The following is a 17582-nucleotide window of genomic DNA, read 5'->3' on the forward strand; positions in this document are numbered from 1 at the left end:
TTGAACTTTGGCTCAACACCGTCAGAACGCAGATATCTGCGAATAGTATTCCGCGACAGGCCGGTCCTGCGGCTGATCTCACGGATCGATAAATGCTCTCGAAAATGCCAGCGTCGGATCACGCTCAATAATGCCATGTCGATCACTCCGTAGCCCCCGCTGCAACACGCAGGGCAAGGTTCAAACATGGGTCAATTCTCGATGGAAATATCCTTCAATGCCGGGTCACTTCTCAGTGGCAATCAACAGCGAGACCGACTGCTCGTCCCGCCGGCGGGCTGTCACCACCCCCTGTCGGGCGGTTGCCGCGTCGGCCATCAACTTGCTTCCCTCTGCGGCGGTTTCCTTCAGGGCGGATAGGCGTTGCGCCAGATCGGTCATCTGGGCCTGGCGCACGGTGAGCTCGGAGAAGTCGTCGGCAGAAAGCTGTGCGTTGGCGGCGCTGAGCAGGTCGCGCTGAGCGGCGGCCAGACGCGAACTCTCTTCGGCCCGTGCTGTCGCCAGCGACTGGAGACGCCCGGCTTCGCTTGTGAGCGATGCGATACTGGCAGCGACATGGGCCGAAAGCGACCCAGCGTCCATTTCGGCGTAGTTGCGGCTGCAGACCGGACACATATCGCCGTCGATATGCGGAACGATGCCGGCGAGTGCGTTCGCGAGCGTCTTTGCGTCTTCAGCCGCGCCGGAAAGGTCTCGGTTGAGCTCGTCGATCCGGGTAGAAGCGCGTTGCACGGTCGCATTCAAGGTCTCGACCTGTGCGCTTGCCGTCGCGTTGGCCGCGAGCAGCCTTCCGCAACGCTCGGCTTCTGCTTGCGCGCGACGCAGCGCCTCTGATCTGCCTTGCTCGGGGCCGTCCTCCAATGAGGGGATGTCGGAGAAATAGGCGCGAACCGCGTTGATCGCGTAATCGAGGGCATCGCCGCTAGTCGACCGCCAGGTGGTGAGCGCGTCGCCCGCCGCCAGATCAGTCCTTTCCCTGCCGGCCTGGTCGCGGCTCAACTCTCGCGACGGGAGCGATCGCCAGCGTTCTTGCAGCCCGCGCAATTCTGAGCGGGTCCGGGTGAGGTCTGTGAGCTGACGATCGCCGTCTCGAGCGGCTTCCAGCCTGGCCTTGAGCTGGCTGAGGTCGGTGGCCTCCGTCACCACCAACGACGCGTCGGCGCCGGCGATTGCGGAGAGGATCTCATTGAGGCGGGCGAGCTGTTCGGCGGCGGTCTTCGCCGCCTCATCAATCGCTTTGTCCTTCCGGCGGCGCTCGTCGTCCAACGAGGCTTTGAGCGCTTCGAGGCGACGAAACTCCGGCACCAGCTTGCGCACGCGCGCGACGTTGAATGCGTGATCGAGCCCATCGACAAGAGCATCGAGCGGATCGAGGCCGAGCAGTTCCTTGACGAACAAGGTCAGCGGCGACGCCGTTCCCGTTTTTTGGTCGTCATAGATTTCTAGCAGCCGCCCGAGTGTCGCCTGCGGCAGATAGCACCGCTCCGCGAAGAAGCGGGCGTTGTCGGTCTCGAGGAGTGGCTTGGGGAGGAAGGTGTCATCAGAATAAGCTAGCGTGCCGCCAATGGCCGCTTTCTCGGCGAGAGGAGCGGTTGTGGTCAACGAGATTGAGCCGCCGCCGGTGTCGAGCGTAGTGAGATACGACTGATATCTCGGCCCCTCAGCCGCAAGATGCGCGATCTTGCCTGTGAGCCCGAGTTCCAGCGCCGACAGCACGCTCGTCTTTCCCATGCCGTTGGTGCCGTGGATCAGCACCACCTGGGCGTCGAGCGGGATGACTACCTTGCCGCGAAGGCTGCGAAAATTTTCGACGACGAGGTTCTTCAGCCGAACGCCGGTCATTCCTCGTCTCCTTTATCGCCGATCGCGACATCGACGGCTTTGGTGATCGCGTCAGCAAGCACAGTTTCAACTGCTTCCTTGCCGCCAGATGCTGCGTTGATTAGGTTGTCCATGAGTTCGCCGTTGGCGGACGCCGCCGTAGCGGTGCGCAGGTCGGTTTCCCAATCGAGCAGCATTTCGACGGCAGGCGGCTGGGTCAGCGGCAACAGGACGGAAAGCCAGTCGCGCACAGCGCTGATCGCGTTAGGTCCAGTTGGTGCGCCGACCGGCAAGACGCGACATACCTTGCTGATAGATTGGACGGTTTCGGTGCGCGGCTGCCCAGAAGTAAGAACCACCGTTACGGGCCGTTTCGACTGCATCACGTCAAGCGCGCGCGTAAGTGCCATAACCTTTCGGACCACCCCGTCATCGACGGTATCACCCTTGATTTCGATGACGATGACGAGGTCATTGGCCCGTTCGCCGGCGACGAGCGCATGCGTGAAGTCGAAGGAAATCGAGCCCACTTTGAAGGGCTTGGGAAGCTGGCGGTAGCCGCCCTCCCGAACGAGAATATCCAGGACGCGGTCGGTAGTGCTCATAGCCCCACCTCGCCGCGAAACTGGTCACGCAACTCGTTCAGGTCGGTAGCGCTGCCGAGCATCGGACCGAATGCGACATATCGCGGCCCAAGGGCGCCACTGCGCATAGCGGCGCTCGGACTGCGCTGCTGCCGCTCCGAAACGCGCCCAGAGCAGATCACCACGGCGTCTTCATCCGTCTCATCGATTGCGCCTGCGTCGAGCAGGCTGGTGACGGTGTCGTCATTCGCGGCGAAAAAGATGCGCGTGCTGGCGTTCGGCGAGGTGAGCCGCAGGGCGCCAGTTCGCGGATCGGCAGGATCGTCAATCGAACTGACCCAATTCGCTGCCTGTTCCTCCAATCCGATAAGACCCAAGGCCACAGCGGCCTCTCGCTGGCCCGAACTTTTCAGGGCCAGCTTATTCTTCATGCGATGCGTCGGTTCGCCGTCGAGCGGAAAATAGGCCTGCACACCTGCGGCACTAACGCCATTCTGTAATTGGTGGCGTGCGCGAGCGAGCCCAGCCGCTATCGCGCGGGCAAGCGCCGGCCGGTCGGCGTCACCTGCATCGGCCACGCGGTCGCGGAGCGCCCGGATCCCCTCGGCAATCGCCGCCCGGGCCGGTTGGTCGAGATTGGCGGCTTGGGCATCACTGGCAAGGACCTCAAGCTTGGCGGCGAGAACATGAAGAAGCAGCCCCAGCAGTAACGGCTTGGCATAGGCTTGGAGCCGCGCCGCTTCGCAGATCTGGTCGCGATGCGCCTCGTAATCAGCCTCACCGTAGGCCCCGATGAGGACGTTCTTCTGATCGTCGCCAAGTTCCTGCGCGGAGAACACGATGGGGGTCGGTTCGTCGGTCCATTTCCAGCCTTTCTGGGCATTCATCGAGGCGAAAAGATGCTTTATGTTTTCATCCTGCGCGGACATGCCGATCATGAGCGTTCGGCTGCGTTGAACGAGGGCGCCAAGTTGATCGCGGACGATCTTAAATGTCTCGTTGCTCTTCCAGCCTGTGATCTGAGCTGTGCGCGCGACAAGTAGAGGGCGATAAGCAGCCTCGTCAGCGATCGCGCGCAAGGCGCAGCCGTGAAACTTGTAGAGGATGGCGGCTGCAGCAGGATTGCGGAGGTCCTCGCCGGTCACGGTGATCCGATAGAAAGTCTCGTCATAGCCGAGCTCTTGCATCGCCGCTTCGAGCAAGCCGTCCCAATTGGCGGTTGCCAGTTCTGTCACGACGCCTTCCAGGGCGAGCATGCCGATGGCTAGATGCTCGGCGTCGGCGGGCTGTGCGCCGAAGGTGTGGGGAAAGTCGACGCCCTCCCACAGCAGGTAGTCGAGTCTCTCGCCCGGTATCTCCACCGACAGCACGGCCGAATATTGCTTCCACAACCGTTTGAGAATGTTCTTCAGGCTGGGCCAGGTCGACGCCTGCTGCGCCATGTCGATCCCGGCGCGTTCGTCTGCGGAGGGAGCCGCCATGTTGATGATCTTCTCGAGCGCCAGGCGATATCCGCAGTTCGCTGCCGCAGTAGCGTGGACACGAAGGAATTCGAGGAGCTTGGCGAGGACTCCGTCAAGCCCGACGACCCGATCGCGAGATATGCCAGACCCCAGCCAGAAGGTGTATTCGCCTTGCGAGGCGCCTTTGCTCAGCCCCGCGAATTCGCCGTCGAAGAGCACGAGCGTTTCCTTGACTGAAATAGAAGCAGCGTCCGGCAAATAGAATCTCCCCTCATTACGTGTTCGCGATGTTATGCAAACACGCGATATTTAGCGATGTCTTCTTGCGCCAGGCTGTAAGGCGGCCACCACAATAACTGTGTCTCTCTGCTGACTGTTGTCCGATGCGTCAAGACCTATATCGGACTGCAGCGAAACGGCACCGTTCGACGTCTCACGCCAACCGCCAAGAAATTGCCGCTATGGTTGCAGGAAATGGTGTGGTCATCTTACCGCCCCTATCGCCTTCGCATATCGTCCGGACGGCTATAGACCACGCACTGCCGTCCCCGCACCGGCACCGTTTCAGGATCGTCATCGTTTCGATCGCCGCCAACCTGCGGCCAGGGCTTCGCCTTCAGAGCAAAACCACCTTTCGCCCTTGGCCTCAGTGATCTTCGTCACGCCATAAAATTTCTGCCCAGGAATGTGATGGATCCGCTCGCCGTCGACCGAAATGTTGCCCTTGATGTTGCACCCACCGTTGCCCGCCGCGAAGAGAGGTGCGCTGGTCGACTGTCCACTGTCGCGATGCTCGGCGCGCCAATCCCACGGCGCCTGAAATGTTCCGACCCATAGTCCGACCTTCCTCGCTTCAGCCTTTAACTGCTGCCCCGCATAGGCGCCATGGCTGTAGCGGGGCCAGTCGAGCGCCTGGCCGTGCTCAACCATCCACGCGGCGACGCTGACGCCATCTGCGCGCCGGCAGTCGCCGACAAAGCGGCCATAGCGATCCCAAGTGATGAATGTGCATTGGACCGGCCTCGAGGCCGCCAGGAAGCCGTCCAGCGCATCGGCAGCCCGGCGTCCGCAGGGATATTCAAAGCCTTTGGCGTCATCGCAATACTGCCGGCTCTCCGGTGCGTCGATGCCGTTAAAGCGGATCCGCTGCCCGTGGATTTCTATCGTATCGCCGTCGATGACTGAGGCGACGCCACCAATCGGCGCGGGCTTCGATCCGATCCAGCTCGCCAGGTTAGTTTCAGGAAGGCGGTCGGTGTGCTGAAGGACGAACTGCGTCATGTAGGCCGCCGTCGCCGCGAGCGTAACGAAGATCAGCCGCTTCGGAATGCCGGCTAGCAGGCGTGCACGCCGCATCTTGGCGCCAGTGCGCCTGCGCCACTGGTCAGACCGATTATCGTATCGGTGTTTGTCCAAGCCCCTCACTCCCCGAAGCAAGGATGCGACTGTTTGGGCTTGGAGTCCAGAAGCGCGCATAGCGATGCGAGCGGTGGAACAAGGTCGGGCTATCCGGTCTGGTTCTGCACTTGCGGCCGCACCCCGACCCGTGCCGGCCATTCCCTACCGTGCGGCTCTCAAAATACCGCTGACGTCCGAATCCAGCCTTAGCCGTATCGTGTTGATGGCATCAATGATGGCGCGGCGGCCTACCCGTCCGCCTATGCTGCGGAGCAGCATAGGCCCCTCGACCGAGGCGGCAGACCGCTTGGTTAAGATCGATTTCCTAAACGACCGACGCGCCGTGGCAACGGAACCAAAGCGGTCGCGCCTTGTTTTACCCCGCGAGGGCAACACATCTTTTTGGAGAATTCGAAATGAAAGTCATGATCCTGAGCGCGTTGGCACTCTGCTTGGCCGCGCCTGCTGTGGCCTCAGCAGACGAAGCCATCGTCATCCAGACCCACCGACATCATCGCCATCACTGGAACGACAACAACAACGACGGTATGGTCATCTATCGGGACGGACAGCGTCTCCATCACCGCCATCATGGCGAGCAGGCGTTTTACGACAATGGCCAGCGCGCCTGGCAGCGCCGGCATCACGGCGGCCGCGATGCGGTCGTCATCACGGGCTCGACCGACCGTCCGATGCATCGGCATCGCCACGTCATCATCCAGCAGGACGACAACAACAACGACTACTGATCTTAGCCCTATGGCCCGGCTGCTCGATCGCGAGAGCCGGGTCATCTCATTCAATTTGCCTAAATTGTTCCGGAACCATTTTAGCGCATGCTAATTGACTCGCGGGCTTGCGAGACAGTTCATGCGTTTGAAGTTCATCCCGCCGTTGATGCCAACTATGGTGGAGAAGCCACCCGAAGGCGAGGGATGGATTCACGAGGTTAAATTCGACGGCTACCGCTCCCAGATCGTTCTGGAAGGCAATATCGTCCGCATCTTCACCCGCCGCGGTCTCGACTGGACGTCGGAGTATCGCGACCTAGCCGCCGCTGCCGCCTTGCTCGAGGTGGAAAGCGCCATCATCGACGGTGAGATCATCGTTTTGAACGACGCCGGCCTGTCCGACTTCGCCGCGCTACGGACGGCGATCACTCGGCGCCAGCAAGACCTCTATTTCGTCGCCTTCGATCTTCTGCACCTGAACGGCCACGACCTACGCGACATGCCTCTTGAAGACCGGCGCGAGAGCCTGGCCGAGATGATACCGCCGGACCTCCACATCCAGTTCAGCCAGGCCCTACCGGGCGCCGCAGCGTCGATCTTTCATCTGGTCGATCAAGCGGGGCTCGAGGGGATGGTGTCGAAGCGCCGCGATAGCAAATACCGAAGCGGCCCTTCGGCCAACTGGCTGAAGGCGAAATGCTACACGGTCGAAGAATATGAACTGCTCGGCGTTGAGCGCGAGCCCGGCAAGCCAGCCTTCGCACTGATGGCCGATCGAGCAACCGGCAAGTATGTCGGTTCTGCCTTCATCAACTCCAGCCGCGCCATCCGCGAACGGCTATGGAAGCGCGTCCAGGAGCACGCAGGACCGCCTCCCAAGGGCATGAAGCGGCCGGCCACGCAATGGGTCAAGCCGGGCATCATCGGCCGAGTGAAGCACTTGCGCGGCGAGGACGATCTGCGGCATGCCTCGCTGCAGGACTTCCGCGAGGAGGATTAATGGTGGTGGACCAAAAAACGATAGCTCAGGCCATCGACCTACTGAAGCAATATCGCCGCATCCTGGTGACGAGCTTTGCGCCCGTCGACGCTGACCCAGGACTCTAGCGCAGAGCGGCGACCCCATGGAAATAGTGGCGTGAAGGACATCGAATTGCTCGATGCGGTGATCGCCGCCATGTCAGACCAACCGCCTGCTGGAACCTAACCGCTTGGCCGAGCTTATGGCTCAGTGAGCACACGCGGCATCAACTTCCTGCATCGGTGGATCCAGAACAACGTTCCGGAGAAGGCAAAGGCCGATGTCATCTCGGTTGACGAACTCACCCACAAGCTGATCGCCGACGCGGCGGTGGTCGGAATTCGGGGGATCGAGATCGGCGAAGAGGTCGACAGCCTCTATCGAACGATTCTCGATGCCATCGTCCACTATGACGCTGGCGTGCCGGAGTGAAACCGCTTGCCGGTCTCATCGAGATCAGGAATATAATCCTCTCGTTGCGGCGACCCTTCAAATGGAGTTCGCCAATGGCTAGATCAAAACCGTCCAAGCAATTATCGCAGGCTGAAATCGAGCGCTTTCTGGTGGCAGCGGAAGCGCTGCACTGGAGCATTGTGAAGCCGTTCATATCGCCGCATTGCCAGCACTACCGGCAGACGCGCGTCTTGCATGAAGTGCTTTTGAAGGCCGTGCGCGAAGTGACAGGGAAGGAAGTCGAATTTATCCCATGGAACACCACGGGACCGGTGCGGCCTCCTACGGCTGGGTAGCGCGCGGGATTGGGACTTCAGTCTTGGTCCCGCCATTAGGCTTAGTTGCTCAGTTGCTAATATGCCCATAGTTTAGGCAGCGCGGGGGACGTCCAAACAAAACCCGCAGTGGCCGGTGCGGCCCGCCACCCAAAGAGCCCAACAGCGGCCATTCACCCCTTAAAGAACGCTGGGAGCCAAGATCCCAACATCTTGATCGAGACATACGACAACAAGTAGATGATCGCGATGGTCCCCGTAGCGAATACGACCCATAAGCCTAAGTTGCTCATGCTCCCTCACTTACCGCCCGGCGCGCTGTTGGGCAAATTGTAGGGGTTGAGAACGCTGGCCCAGGTGGAAAAGTTCCACAAGCACAAGCTAATATAATAGAGATGCGGACGCCCATGGTGTGATCGCGTAACATTAGCGATCTCTACAAGTTTCTGGGTTGCGGCAGGTGGGGGAAGCGATGACCGACAAGCCGGTAACCACCTACGTCGTGAGCGTTTTCGAGGCGCCGCACTGGCGCACAGTGCTGACTACGGAGGCCAAAGCCATCGCTATGGCAAAGGAGATCGGCGACAAGGTGCGGGTCGAGGAGATCACGTCGAAGCTAGAAGCTTCTCGTTTCGCTTTCTGGGCTGGCTTGCGGCAACTCAATAGATGACTGGCGCTTATCTGAACTCTGCAGTTGGCCGGCTCGTAGCTCCATAACACGGAATAGACGCCCGGCTTTGAATATTAGTCATTTCTGATATAAGGCTTCCCCGTAGAGTGGGGAGTAAGGCGTATGTCTGACAAGTCTGTGTTCCCGGATAAGGAAGTTCAGGACTATCTCAAGAGACGCAACGCGGCGACGAGCGGGCGATATGGCCCCGTTGGCAAGATCGAATGCATCCATTGTGGCCAGCCATTCGACCCTATGTTGGCAACTGCTAGCCACCTTGGCCTTTGTAACTACTGCTTCGACAACAAGGACTAGCCTTTCACCGGTCCTAGGTTCAGCAAATTGCGGCTAGGCAGCGCCAGGACGCGCTTGATGAACCGTTCACAGGGGGCAACAGGTGACGCACGAACCAACGAAAGTCACTGGAGGATGTCTTTGTGGCAGCGTTCGATATGAGGCTGAGGTCTATCTTCACAACGGCTATATCTGCCACTGCACCATTTGCCAGCGCAGCACAGGCCAACCGGCCGAGATTACGGTCTTAATTAAGGCCGGCACTCTTAAATATCTGAAGGACGAACCGAAATACTATGTTTCGTCAGATGACGGGAAACGTGGGTTTTGTGGGCATTGCGGGTCTCGGATCGTATGGCAGGCATCTAGGTTGAAGGATGACTGGTTGACGAATATCACGGTGGGCACCTTGGACAGACCGGCCGAGGCCAGGGTCACCAGGCATATCTACGCGGACACTCAGTTGCCTTGGTATCGTGTGTGTGAGGATCTGCCGAAGCTAACTGAGAAAGATGCTGGGAGGCTGATCGAACTTCTCAGGGATGAGTTACGGCCGGAACTGTAAAGTAAGCCTGGCAACGACGGAGAACTCTACGGATGTCGATCCGCGATGAATTGCAGGCACTTTGGGAGGGCTATGTCGCTGCCTACCGTGCCGGAGATGCCGCCGGTTGTGCAGCCATTTTCACGCCTGACGGGGAAGTGCATTCTCCCTACGCGCCTCCGGCTCGAGGTCGCGCGGCTATTGAGGCACTCCACAGCATCTGGACTCAAGGCGAGGTCGGGGACAAAACCCTTGCCGTCGTGGAAGCGAACTCGTCCGGCGACCTGGCTTGGTGCCTCGCTGCCTATTCAGAAGGTGAGGCGACGGGAAACGGAACATCCCTCAGCGTTTTGGAGCGGCAAGCCGGCGGAGGCTGGTTGATACGCATGTGCAGCCTCAACACCACCGACGTTGGCGAGTGAGCGACAAGCCGCTAACGACCTATGTGGTGAGCGTGTTCGAGAAGCCACACTGGCGCACGGTGCTGACCACGATGGTCAAGATCGAGGAGATCACGCCGAAGCAGAAGGGTCGTCCTAGGCGCCCCGCTGGCCGGAGCCAACGAGGCGCGATGAATTGCGATTCTGTTACTCGCCAAAATCCAGCGCCGCTTAGGATGGACTACGATCACTATCCGGCCTGCTTCAATGCGAAGCTGAACATCGATGAGGCCTTTTCGTAGAGTTCGCAGAATAACGGAAACTCGTCGCCAAGACATTTCTTGAGGAGCGCAACCGCGTCAGTAGCTGCAAGTTCAAGGTCGCCCTGCTCGCGCTTTTGTTTTTCTACATCAGCAAACCGTTTCGCTTCAACCTGGGACTGGTTCGTTTTACGTTGCGTGACCTGGTTCGGCGTCTTGCCTGCGTTCTTCAGGACTCGACCCGTCGCTGCCGCCCTCTTTTCCTTCTCGTCGCTAATTCGTCTCAAGACGCTTTTCGCAGTAGGAACGTTTCCTCTTTCGCTTTCAGCAATCACGCTCTCTATGATTTCCGTAGGCGTGCTGGGAGCGGCGAGCAAATAAATTACCGTTGGCGGCAAAAACGAAACGCTTTCGTTTTTCTCCAAGGCCAGAGTCGCGTTCATATAGTTCTGCGCAGTTCGGTCCGTCATGCCAAACTCTGCGGTGATCCACTTGCCGAATGCCCCGTGGGGTAGGTTGGCCTTGATCGCCAGCAGATCGCGGCCGATGGCGAACAAGCTTTTATCGGACGCTTCCTGGTTTGCTTTTATGCGGTCTGCCGCCGCTTTAGCCTGGCCAGCGAGTGCCGGCTCAAGTGCACCGTAGGCGAAGCCAGGCGCGGTAGCGGCCGGGACGATCGCCAACTCCGTCGTGGCTGGCTCCCAGGCAGGAGCGGGAGGCAATGAAGCCGATGTATTCGCGCCGTCAAGATCGAGTTCGTCGATCTCGCGATGAGCATCTGGTCTGGACAAATGTGAGTTTCCCAATTTGATCGTCTCCTTGTCGCCGACAGGAGCGCCGGTCGCTGCTCTATAGCGTTTTGATTTCGCTCATTCTCGAACAGACTGTTCATGATTTGTTTACAGTCTCCAGAAGGATCTTGGCGGCATAGATCGGCTGCGTCGCGCGGGGAGAAGCGTGATCGCGTCGCAGTGCAGGTTGGCTTGCACGATCGTTGCATCGGATTCACCTACATGAAGCGCAAGAGCCAATGCTGGCTCAAAGGGCGCAGTCGGCGCGCCTCGATATGGCGAGGGCAAGCAGATGGCGACCTTTACGGCTGCGTCGATAATCAGCTTCGAATGAAATCTACGCGAGCGTCGCAATAGAAAATTTTTACTCTGTGTAGGCATGATGATAAGTCATCGATTACTAATCTTTTATCTGCTCCTATCGGCAACATTCCTATATGTGAACCGAGTCTGTGGATTTTTCAATTGACAAACAGTTGAAAAATGCTACGACCCATCTGTGGCTCTAGCCACATAGCATTACCTCCAAGACTACGGACTTTAAAGGGCCCAGGACTGACCAGCTTCCTGGGCCCTTGCCACTTAGCGAGCGTAACCATTGACGCTCCCGGATGTTTCCCGACGCTGTCAGCGTTCTTGCCGATCTCAAATTTCTCCGAAATAACGGGCACGAGCCCGCTCATCCGACGGGGCCTCGGGCCCAAGGCCGACTACATCGGGAACACGTGTTGGGTCGGCAGCAAAAAGCGCAAAAGCATGCTCGCGTCGCTGGTCAGCCGCCTCTCCGCGTTCGAACAGCAGGGTTGTTTCCATCGCTTCCAACTGTCGCATCCGACCGTAGAACTCATCATGGTCGCGGCCATACGCCTCCGCTGCCGAACGCCAGTCGACATTCTCCAGCAATCGGTCCCTCAACAGCCGGACGTCGCGTAATGTCCTCGACAGCCCCCTGCCCCAGGCGGGATCGGAGGCAGCGGCCGCATCGCCAATCAACACAACTCCATCGCGATAGGGCCTGTCGACCCATCGGTGCGATCCATCGAAGCTGGCGAAAGGACCTGCCTGCCGTCCCTGGTCAAACCAGTGCCCCGGCGCGCCTACCGCTTGAAGCTGGCGCACCATTTCAGCGACCGAACCGGGACCGGACAGACGCTTCGGCAGGACGTCCTTGTGGTAGATCAGATAGATGCGGTTACGCCCGGGCGCAATTCGCATGGCGATGACCATCCGTGCGGCCCTGGGATCATAGAAGAGGTTGATCGTATTTGCCGGCTGCTGAGCATTGCCCTCGAGCAGCTCCGAGCAATCGACGTCGCCCTCCAGTATCATACCGGCCGTAATGAGTTGCTCCGGGTCGCGCCTGACGTCGAAGCCAAGGAGCGAACGCAGCCGTGAATCCCGACCGTCTGCCAGGACCACCAAGCGGGCTGAGACACCTTTGGTATCGCTCCCGATATGAACGCGTGGCATATTTCCAAATGTCACCGCAGAGACGGGGCTTCCGCGCCTGACCTCGCTTCCCAGGATCTCAGCGTGATTCAAGAGAACCGTTTGCATCTCGGGATGGGGGAATGTCACGCAGCAGGTCTTGCCTGGTGTTGTGGCGAGCAAATCCCGCACTGCGGGCGGTGAGCCAGCCCTGAATCTGGTATAGTAGCCCGCTTCGATGGCGCAGCGTTTGATAAGCAGATCATAGATGCCCAGCCGCTGCGCCTCAAGACTTCCCCATGGCATAAGAACTTCGCCACGGATGCGATCCCTGAACGGGTCCTGCTGTTCAACAATGAGTATCCTGGCCCCGCGACCTGCAAGGGCGATGGCCAGGGAAGAACCTGCAAGACCACCACCAACGATGATCAGGTCGTAGTCAGCCCCACCACGGCCGGACAACGAAGTTTCGCCGCTTTTCCTGTCCGCCATGGCCTACGCCCAAAGGGAAATATTCTAATTAGCTAATATACTGAGCTTGCGCCACCTTTGAGTCAAACGGCGAAGACCATCGCTCCCACTGGTGTCCTAGATAGTGATTTCTCCAACTAGTTATTTACAGAGCTGAGAGTCCCAGGCGGGCTCACTGGAGAGCTCGGGCAACGAATGCTGCTACCTGACACGGCACACCACGGCGCTCTCTGACGGCCGCCCCTGGCAGCGTGGTGAGTGAATTTCGGGGCCTTGCCACTTAATGCACTCTTGCGACACCCCGCTGATCTCCAAGACATCGGATCGTTTACGGACTTCCGTCGACACTGAAAGGCGATGCGGGTGAATGAACGGCCATCGAGATCGAAATTGAATGAGAGAACCACAGGGCATAGATCGCAGCACCCGGCACTCCCTATCGGGGAAACGAAACGGTGAAGTCGCTGCGCCGAGGTCCCGCCTGTCTCTCGACCACGGTTCATACATCTACGCAAATCCGGCTATTTAGGTATGGCCTATCAGAGCCTTAGCGCATCAGCGATCTCGGAACCGGGCAGGACATGAAATAGATTCCCCAAGGTATCGAAGGTCACAGCATGCGAACACCCGGCCTTCAGTCCCGACAGCGCAGCCTCCCTAGGCACGGCCCAGCTCTTGGATCCCGCCGTAGTTGACAAAATTCCAAAAAATCGGATTTCGGCTGGTTCTGTCAACTTAGGGTAAACTTAGTGTAAAGCGTTCTCTTACCGGCCTAAGAGAACGCACGTATTCTGGTTGACAGATTTGCTCCCTTTTAAGGGGTGGCAAGGCCATTCGGTTGACGTTTGTCGTTTCGGACGTTCCGGCGCGACACCCCACACAAAGCGGAGCATTGGCCGAAATATTGCTCCGGGCAACAAAAGGCATCCCCTCGCTCTCACCATGGAAAACCTAGGACTTCCATCTGTGGGGTTCATCCAGTCTCGCGAATAAAGTCGATCGGTTCCTAGGAAACCAGGCAATCGTCGTTAGCCTCCTCTTATGGCATCCAGAACCGAGACCCGATTGCCGTAGTGGTGCACTCGCTGTTGTGCGCCTGCTTCGCGGACCCCACTGGATTAGCGGGACAGACCGAATGTGGTCCATGCTCGCGGTGGGCAGTCGAGCTCGACGCAGTAGGCTCGAAGTCAGCTGACCGCCGCCGATCGCTCAGATGGATGGAGCGTTGCCAGCGGCAAGTCAGAGGACCCAGGCGAAGCTCTTCGCTACTTCTGTGCTTTCCGCACCCTGTGAAATCCCGCCAAGTCAGTTTGCAAATGACGCCCATCGCCCTCGAGGAACTCGCGCATATTTCGTTATATGAGGAATCGCTAATGCATTCGCGATGGCTTACAAAGGAAACCGATAAACGTCACAACGGAGGAAGAGATGCCTTATGGTATAGTTCATCACTTTGCAGGGGGAACGAAGTCACAATATGAGGCATCGGTCGCTGCGGTGCATCCAGCAGGCGGTGGTCTGCCGAAGGGCCAGACCTTCCATGCCGCCGGACCGTCCGCGGGGGGCTGGACGATCGTTGCCATCCATGACTCCAAGGAAAGCTGGGAGAAGTTTCGAGACGGGATCCTGATGCCCACGATGAGCAAGGGGATCAAGGGCGGCTTCACCTCACCGCCCCAGGAGACAGCGTTCGATGTTCAGAGCGTTCACAAGACCTAGCATAAGAACCGCGGAGCGCTCGCAAGGCTGAAGCCCATGCCGGGGCCTCGGCGTCGTTGAGCATGCGCTGGTTCGCCGACGGGCGCATCCCTGCCGGCTCATCGAGGCCAACCGGCCTTCGAACAGCGCACTCGTCGGCGATCTGCACGACCTCGTTGCGGCGGCGAGAAATAGGGCATTTAGCTGCTGGCGTCGGTGGCCAAATCTGCGCCACCGCGTCGGCCTTGGGTCATAGGCGTGAATTTCGGCGGAGGGCGAACGAGCTTCCGCTCAGGGTGGCGAACTCGGTCGGTCACGGTGATCGGGCTTCGAAAGGTTGCGCCTGTGGTCATTGGCACCACGGTTCGCATTTGTTCGCATGCTATAGACAAGGCCTCTCCCGGAACATCGACCAACGGTGTGGGGGCGACCGCCAGTGGGCGAGGTCGGATCGCTCACACAGCTGTCATTGACCCGGGTATGGTCCGATCTTCCCAAAAATCGCGCGCAAGATCTTTGCTCGCTTCGCGGTTAAGGGGGGGTCAGTGTTGTCGGAGGCTTTGCGAAGCGCCTCAATCCATGAAACCTCGTTCTCGCTCACGACAGTTCCGAAAATCTGCTTGATCGCCACCAACGCGCTGCTCTCAAAGTATTGCTCGAGCGCCAGGAGGAAAAGTCTCGCTGGGTCGCACTCCAGCGCTTTCGCAAGTCCAGGGACGCGGTCGAATGGAATCTTAATAGTGCCAGATTTCATCATTGAGAGGACGTTGACGTTAGTGAACCCTGCTTCGACCGCGACGTCTTTCTGGCTTTTCCTGCCCTTTAGTTGGTCGATCCGACCGTTCATGAACTTCGCGATTTTCGTATTCGCATTTGGGCGGCCCGAAGTTATCTTCATGTTAATTTCTCGCTTTGTTTTACACAAGATCATTCATGTCTTATGTATAGCGAGATTATGACGGGATATTCATTATCGTATCGCCTTACGCGCTTATTTACACCAGTATATATATGATAATCTACTTCAAGTTAGCGACTTCGATTGGCGCATCGAGACAGCCGCATCCCCAAGTGGGACGCGCCGCCGCGCGTCGCTTACCGCAGAGAGCGCGTATCGGTGCCTGACGAGTCGATCGTGAGATCGTCCTTCATGCATCGCGCTTTCAACACCCGAGCGTGTTCTCATGGTGAAGGAACGACCCGTGGGTCGCGGGGATTACCAGCGGAAGCGGTAGGGTCGAGCCCATCGGGTGGAGATTGGCTTCGCTCTTGAGCCTACTTGGTGTCGGCATAGCTAGTGGCAGAGATGTTTGATGTTCAAACCTTGATACGAAACCGCCTCAATCATTTCGACACGCTGGCGCAACATGCCTTGGGGCAAGCTGCCATATTGTTCGGTCATGGAATGGGCTTTGTGGCCGATCAGAAACCCGAACTGTTCATCGAGATACTCGGCCCGGCGGAGAGCATCGACGAAGCCGTGCCGGAAGCTGTAGAGCGAGAGCCCTCGCCCGACCTTGACGCCAATCCGCGTCAGGTAGCGGCCGAAGTCGCGTGAGAAGTCGGCGACCATCTGACCACGTTGGTTTCTGAGGGCGTTTGGGAATATGCGTGTCTCACCGTTCGCCTTCATGCCTTCGCAGTAGGCAACGAAGCCGAGCGCGATCAGTTGCGGGTGGACTGGCACGACGCGCATCGAGCCCTTTGTCTTGGTCGATTTGCCGCCGCCGCCTTCGGTGGTGATATGGATTATCCATGAGCGGTGATGCTCGCGCACGTCCTCAACATGAAGCTGTGCGATCTCTGCCGGCCGAGCGCCGCTGTAGAGCATGACAAGCGGTAACCAGTAGCGATGATCGCGGATTTGATAGTCGCCCGGCTCGTGCCAGTCGTCATCGTTTCGGCACCCGGTGAACAGCGGCGATGCAAACAGGGTGTTCATTTGATCAGCGGAAAACGGCTTTTGCGATCGATTCGTCTTGTCGACCTTTTGGGAGAAACCATCGACAGGGTTGCGGTCGAGATAGTCGTTATGAGCGAGCCAATCGCAGAAAGCGCCAAGCGATGAGAGATAACGATTTACCGTGCGATCGGTGATCGTCGGCTTTTTGATCGCGACGTTTGCCTCGATAATCTGCTTCATCGTCATAGCACGGAATACCGCGATCTCGGCGGCCTTGACTGGATAGTCCATCAAGAGCGCCTTCCAGTTGCGAACCGACTTCTTATCGATCTTGGAAGCGGGAATGCTGCCTGTCGTATCGGCAAACAGCTTCACGTCGCGCCGGGCTTGCGTCAGCGTGTCCTGGCTAATGCCCTTAGCGTTCTCCCGCGCGTAGCGGTCATAGAGCTCAATGATGCCCTCACCCGCTTCAGCGGCCTTCGCTTCTGGCTCTACGGCGATCAATAGCGGGTGCGTGGGCTGTCCGGTGAAATCGCCGCCGTCTCGTTCATCTTGTCTGCTCCGGGCTTCGTAGGTGGACGCACAGAGGGCTTGCGCGATGGTCCGCCACTCGGCGCTGCCTTTTGCTGACTGTTTGGCTAGCCCGGCCATGTGATGGCTAACGCGAGCGCCGACGATCTCTTCAAGCTGGTCGTCGGAAAGGATGCCGGAATAGCCATCACGGAAGCGACGGGCTTCGTCATAGTCTACGCCTATTTGGGCGTAGCGGTGGTCCGCGTCCCGTATTTCAGCGTCGAAGGCGATCTGTGATTTGTAGTCGCGCATCGCTATTTGAGCGATAGACAGCGGTTGGCGCTGTTCCTTAGCTATCGCCACCTGTCGGAGCGCTTCGTCGAAAAGGCGGTCCCATTCGTCTAAGACCGGTCGCACAAGGCGCTTGGCTTCGCGTGGGTCTTTCGTGCGCAGGGACCTGTCCATGGTTTTTCTGTTCATGACAGGCTGCAAATCGAGCGGCACGGCGACCTGTGCATAGTAGGTCGAGCCGCGTTTTTTGATGTGCGAAGTTTGGGCCAATTCGTCCGATCTGACGGTGCAACTCAGGTCACCTGCCTAGGTCAGTTATTTGACCAAAACGGAAGAAAAAGCAATAGCTTATTGAAAATCAGCGGGTTATCAGCGACTGGATTAATGTCCTGGCGCCCCAGCCATATTTTTCCGGGTCCATGCTGGAACATCATCATCTCTCGGATAGGGCCGCAGCGATTTATGATCTGTCTGGCCAATGACCAGGGCCAGTTCACACGTGTGGCATGATAGCCGCCGAAGCGGGCTGCCCTCATTAATCCAGGTGATTTTCCGAACGCGCGACCTGCGCTAAAATATCACCTTACCGAAGT

Annotated in this window: 17 protein-coding genes; 8 read left to right on the top strand and 9 right to left on the bottom strand. The window is 58.6% G+C overall.

Translation table 11 applies throughout. The features are described 5' to 3' along the window. The 5 genes from AC1DZP_RS29665 to AC1DZP_RS29685 all read right to left on the bottom strand — a co-directional run. Nucleotides 1-137 (bottom strand): helix-turn-helix domain-containing protein (locus AC1DZP_RS29665; RefSeq protein WP_477307430.1); only part of this gene is annotated, 137 nt, incomplete at its 3' end. Between the two features lie 88 nt (nt 138-225). Continuing rightward, nucleotides 226-1842, bottom strand: coding sequence for an AAA family ATPase (locus tag AC1DZP_RS29670; RefSeq protein WP_477307305.1), 1617 nt, complete (start codon nt 1840-1842; stop codon nt 226-228). Beyond that, the gene (locus AC1DZP_RS29675; RefSeq protein WP_477307307.1) at nt 1839-2426 is read right to left on the bottom strand and encodes a hypothetical protein; all 588 of its coding nucleotides are present in this window, start codon (nt 2424-2426) and stop codon (nt 1839-1841) included. Before AC1DZP_RS29675 ends, AC1DZP_RS29670 begins: the two co-directional genes overlap by 4 nt. Next, nucleotides 2423-4126, bottom strand: coding sequence for an SIR2 family protein (locus AC1DZP_RS29680; protein ID WP_477307309.1), 1704 nt, complete (start codon nt 4124-4126; stop codon nt 2423-2425). The genes AC1DZP_RS29675 and AC1DZP_RS29680 overlap by 4 nt, the downstream gene beginning before the upstream one ends. A gap of 315 nt (nt 4127-4441) precedes the next feature. Then, nucleotides 4442-5284: a thermonuclease family protein gene (locus AC1DZP_RS29685; RefSeq protein ID WP_477307311.1), complete on the bottom strand. Its 843-nt coding sequence runs from the start codon at nt 5282-5284 to the stop codon at nt 4442-4444. A gap of 398 nt (nt 5285-5682) precedes the next feature. On the opposite strand from AC1DZP_RS29685, the gene AC1DZP_RS29690 reads away from it, so the two are divergent. The 7 genes from AC1DZP_RS29690 (at nt 5683) to AC1DZP_RS29720 (ending at nt 9676) form a co-directional block, all read left to right on the top strand. Continuing rightward, nucleotides 5683-6015: a hypothetical protein gene (locus AC1DZP_RS29690; RefSeq protein ID WP_477307313.1), complete on the top strand. Its 333-nt coding sequence runs from the start codon at nt 5683-5685 to the stop codon at nt 6013-6015. A 121-nt stretch (nt 6016-6136) separates the two neighbouring features. Continuing rightward, the gene (locus AC1DZP_RS29695; protein ID WP_477307315.1) at nt 6137-6997 is read left to right on the top strand and encodes an ATP-dependent DNA ligase; all 861 of its coding nucleotides are present in this window, start codon (nt 6137-6139) and stop codon (nt 6995-6997) included. A 231-nt stretch (nt 6998-7228) separates the two neighbouring features. Then, on the top strand, nt 7229-7450 hold the full coding sequence (locus AC1DZP_RS29700) for a DUF768 domain-containing protein (RefSeq protein ID WP_477307317.1): 222 nt from the start codon (nt 7229-7231) through the stop codon (nt 7448-7450). A gap of 74 nt (nt 7451-7524) precedes the next feature. Next, a complete protein-coding gene (locus AC1DZP_RS29705) occupies nt 7525-7767 on the top strand; it encodes a hypothetical protein (RefSeq protein WP_477307319.1) in 243 nt (80 codons plus the stop codon). 451 nt (nt 7768-8218) lie between these two features. Continuing rightward, nucleotides 8219-8416: a hypothetical protein gene (locus tag AC1DZP_RS29710; RefSeq protein ID WP_477307321.1), complete on the top strand. Its 198-nt coding sequence runs from the start codon at nt 8219-8221 to the stop codon at nt 8414-8416. A 397-nt stretch (nt 8417-8813) separates the two neighbouring features. Further along, nucleotides 8814-9275, top strand: a complete 462-nt coding sequence (locus tag AC1DZP_RS29715) for a GFA family protein (protein ID WP_477307323.1) — start codon at nt 8814-8816, stop codon at nt 9273-9275. Nucleotides 9276-9307: 32 nt separating this feature from the next. Beyond that, nucleotides 9308-9676 carry a YybH family protein gene (locus tag AC1DZP_RS29720; RefSeq protein ID WP_477307325.1) on the top strand — a complete coding sequence of 123 codons (369 nt, stop codon included), beginning with the start codon at nt 9308-9310 and terminating at the stop codon, nt 9674-9676. Between the two features lie 208 nt (nt 9677-9884). On the opposite strand, the gene AC1DZP_RS29725 is transcribed toward AC1DZP_RS29720, so the two are convergent. Both AC1DZP_RS29725 and AC1DZP_RS29730 read right to left on the bottom strand, forming a co-directional pair. Further along, complete coding sequence (locus tag AC1DZP_RS29725; RefSeq protein ID WP_477307326.1) at nt 9885-10685, bottom strand: hypothetical protein; 801 nt, start codon at nt 10683-10685, stop codon at nt 9885-9887. Nucleotides 10686-11330: 645 nt separating this feature from the next. After that, nucleotides 11331-12605, bottom strand: a complete 1275-nt coding sequence (locus AC1DZP_RS29730; protein WP_477307328.1) for an FAD-dependent oxidoreductase — start codon at nt 12603-12605, stop codon at nt 11331-11333. Between the two features lie 1407 nt (nt 12606-14012). Here AC1DZP_RS29730 and AC1DZP_RS29735 point away from each other — a divergent pair. After that, entirely contained in the window at nt 14013-14303 is a 291-nt protein-coding gene (locus AC1DZP_RS29735; RefSeq protein WP_477307330.1) for a hypothetical protein, read from the top strand. A 445-nt stretch (nt 14304-14748) separates the two neighbouring features. On the opposite strand, the gene AC1DZP_RS29740 is transcribed toward AC1DZP_RS29735, so the two are convergent. Further along, the gene (locus tag AC1DZP_RS29740; protein WP_477307332.1) at nt 14749-15180 is read right to left on the bottom strand and encodes an XRE family transcriptional regulator; all 432 of its coding nucleotides are present in this window, start codon (nt 15178-15180) and stop codon (nt 14749-14751) included. A 396-nt stretch (nt 15181-15576) separates the two neighbouring features. Then, nucleotides 15577-17259, bottom strand: a complete 1683-nt coding sequence (locus AC1DZP_RS29745; protein ID WP_477307333.1) for a DUF6538 domain-containing protein — start codon at nt 17257-17259, stop codon at nt 15577-15579. Between the last annotated feature and the right edge of the window lie 323 nt (nt 17260-17582).

It is taken from the genome of Mesorhizobium sp. P2_F8 (assembly GCF_056403655.1).

Excerpts from the sequence above, each read along its gene's own strand:
- AC1DZP_RS29720 (WP_477307325.1), top strand. The coding sequence starts at position 9,308 with ATGTCGATCCGCGATGAATTGCAGGCACTTTGGGAGGGCTATGTCGCT.
- AC1DZP_RS29730 (WP_477307328.1), bottom strand. The coding sequence starts at position 12,605 with ATGGCGGACAGGAAAAGCGGCGAAACTTCGTTGTCCGGCCGTGGTGGG.
- AC1DZP_RS29705 (WP_477307319.1), top strand. The coding sequence starts at position 7,525 with ATGGCTAGATCAAAACCGTCCAAGCAATTATCGCAGGCTGAAATCGAG.
- AC1DZP_RS29695 (WP_477307315.1), top strand. The coding sequence starts at position 6,137 with ATGCGTTTGAAGTTCATCCCGCCGTTGATGCCAACTATGGTGGAGAAG.
- AC1DZP_RS29740 (WP_477307332.1), bottom strand. The coding sequence starts at position 15,180 with ATGAAGATAACTTCGGGCCGCCCAAATGCGAATACGAAAATCGCGAAG.
- AC1DZP_RS29670 (WP_477307305.1), bottom strand. The coding sequence starts at position 1,842 with ATGACCGGCGTTCGGCTGAAGAACCTCGTCGTCGAAAATTTTCGCAGC.
- AC1DZP_RS29690 (WP_477307313.1), top strand. The coding sequence starts at position 5,683 with ATGAAAGTCATGATCCTGAGCGCGTTGGCACTCTGCTTGGCCGCGCCT.
- AC1DZP_RS29735 (WP_477307330.1), top strand. The coding sequence starts at position 14,013 with ATGCCTTATGGTATAGTTCATCACTTTGCAGGGGGAACGAAGTCACAA.
- AC1DZP_RS29710 (WP_477307321.1), top strand. The coding sequence starts at position 8,219 with ATGACCGACAAGCCGGTAACCACCTACGTCGTGAGCGTTTTCGAGGCG.
- AC1DZP_RS29675 (WP_477307307.1), bottom strand. The coding sequence starts at position 2,426 with ATGAGCACTACCGACCGCGTCCTGGATATTCTCGTTCGGGAGGGCGGC.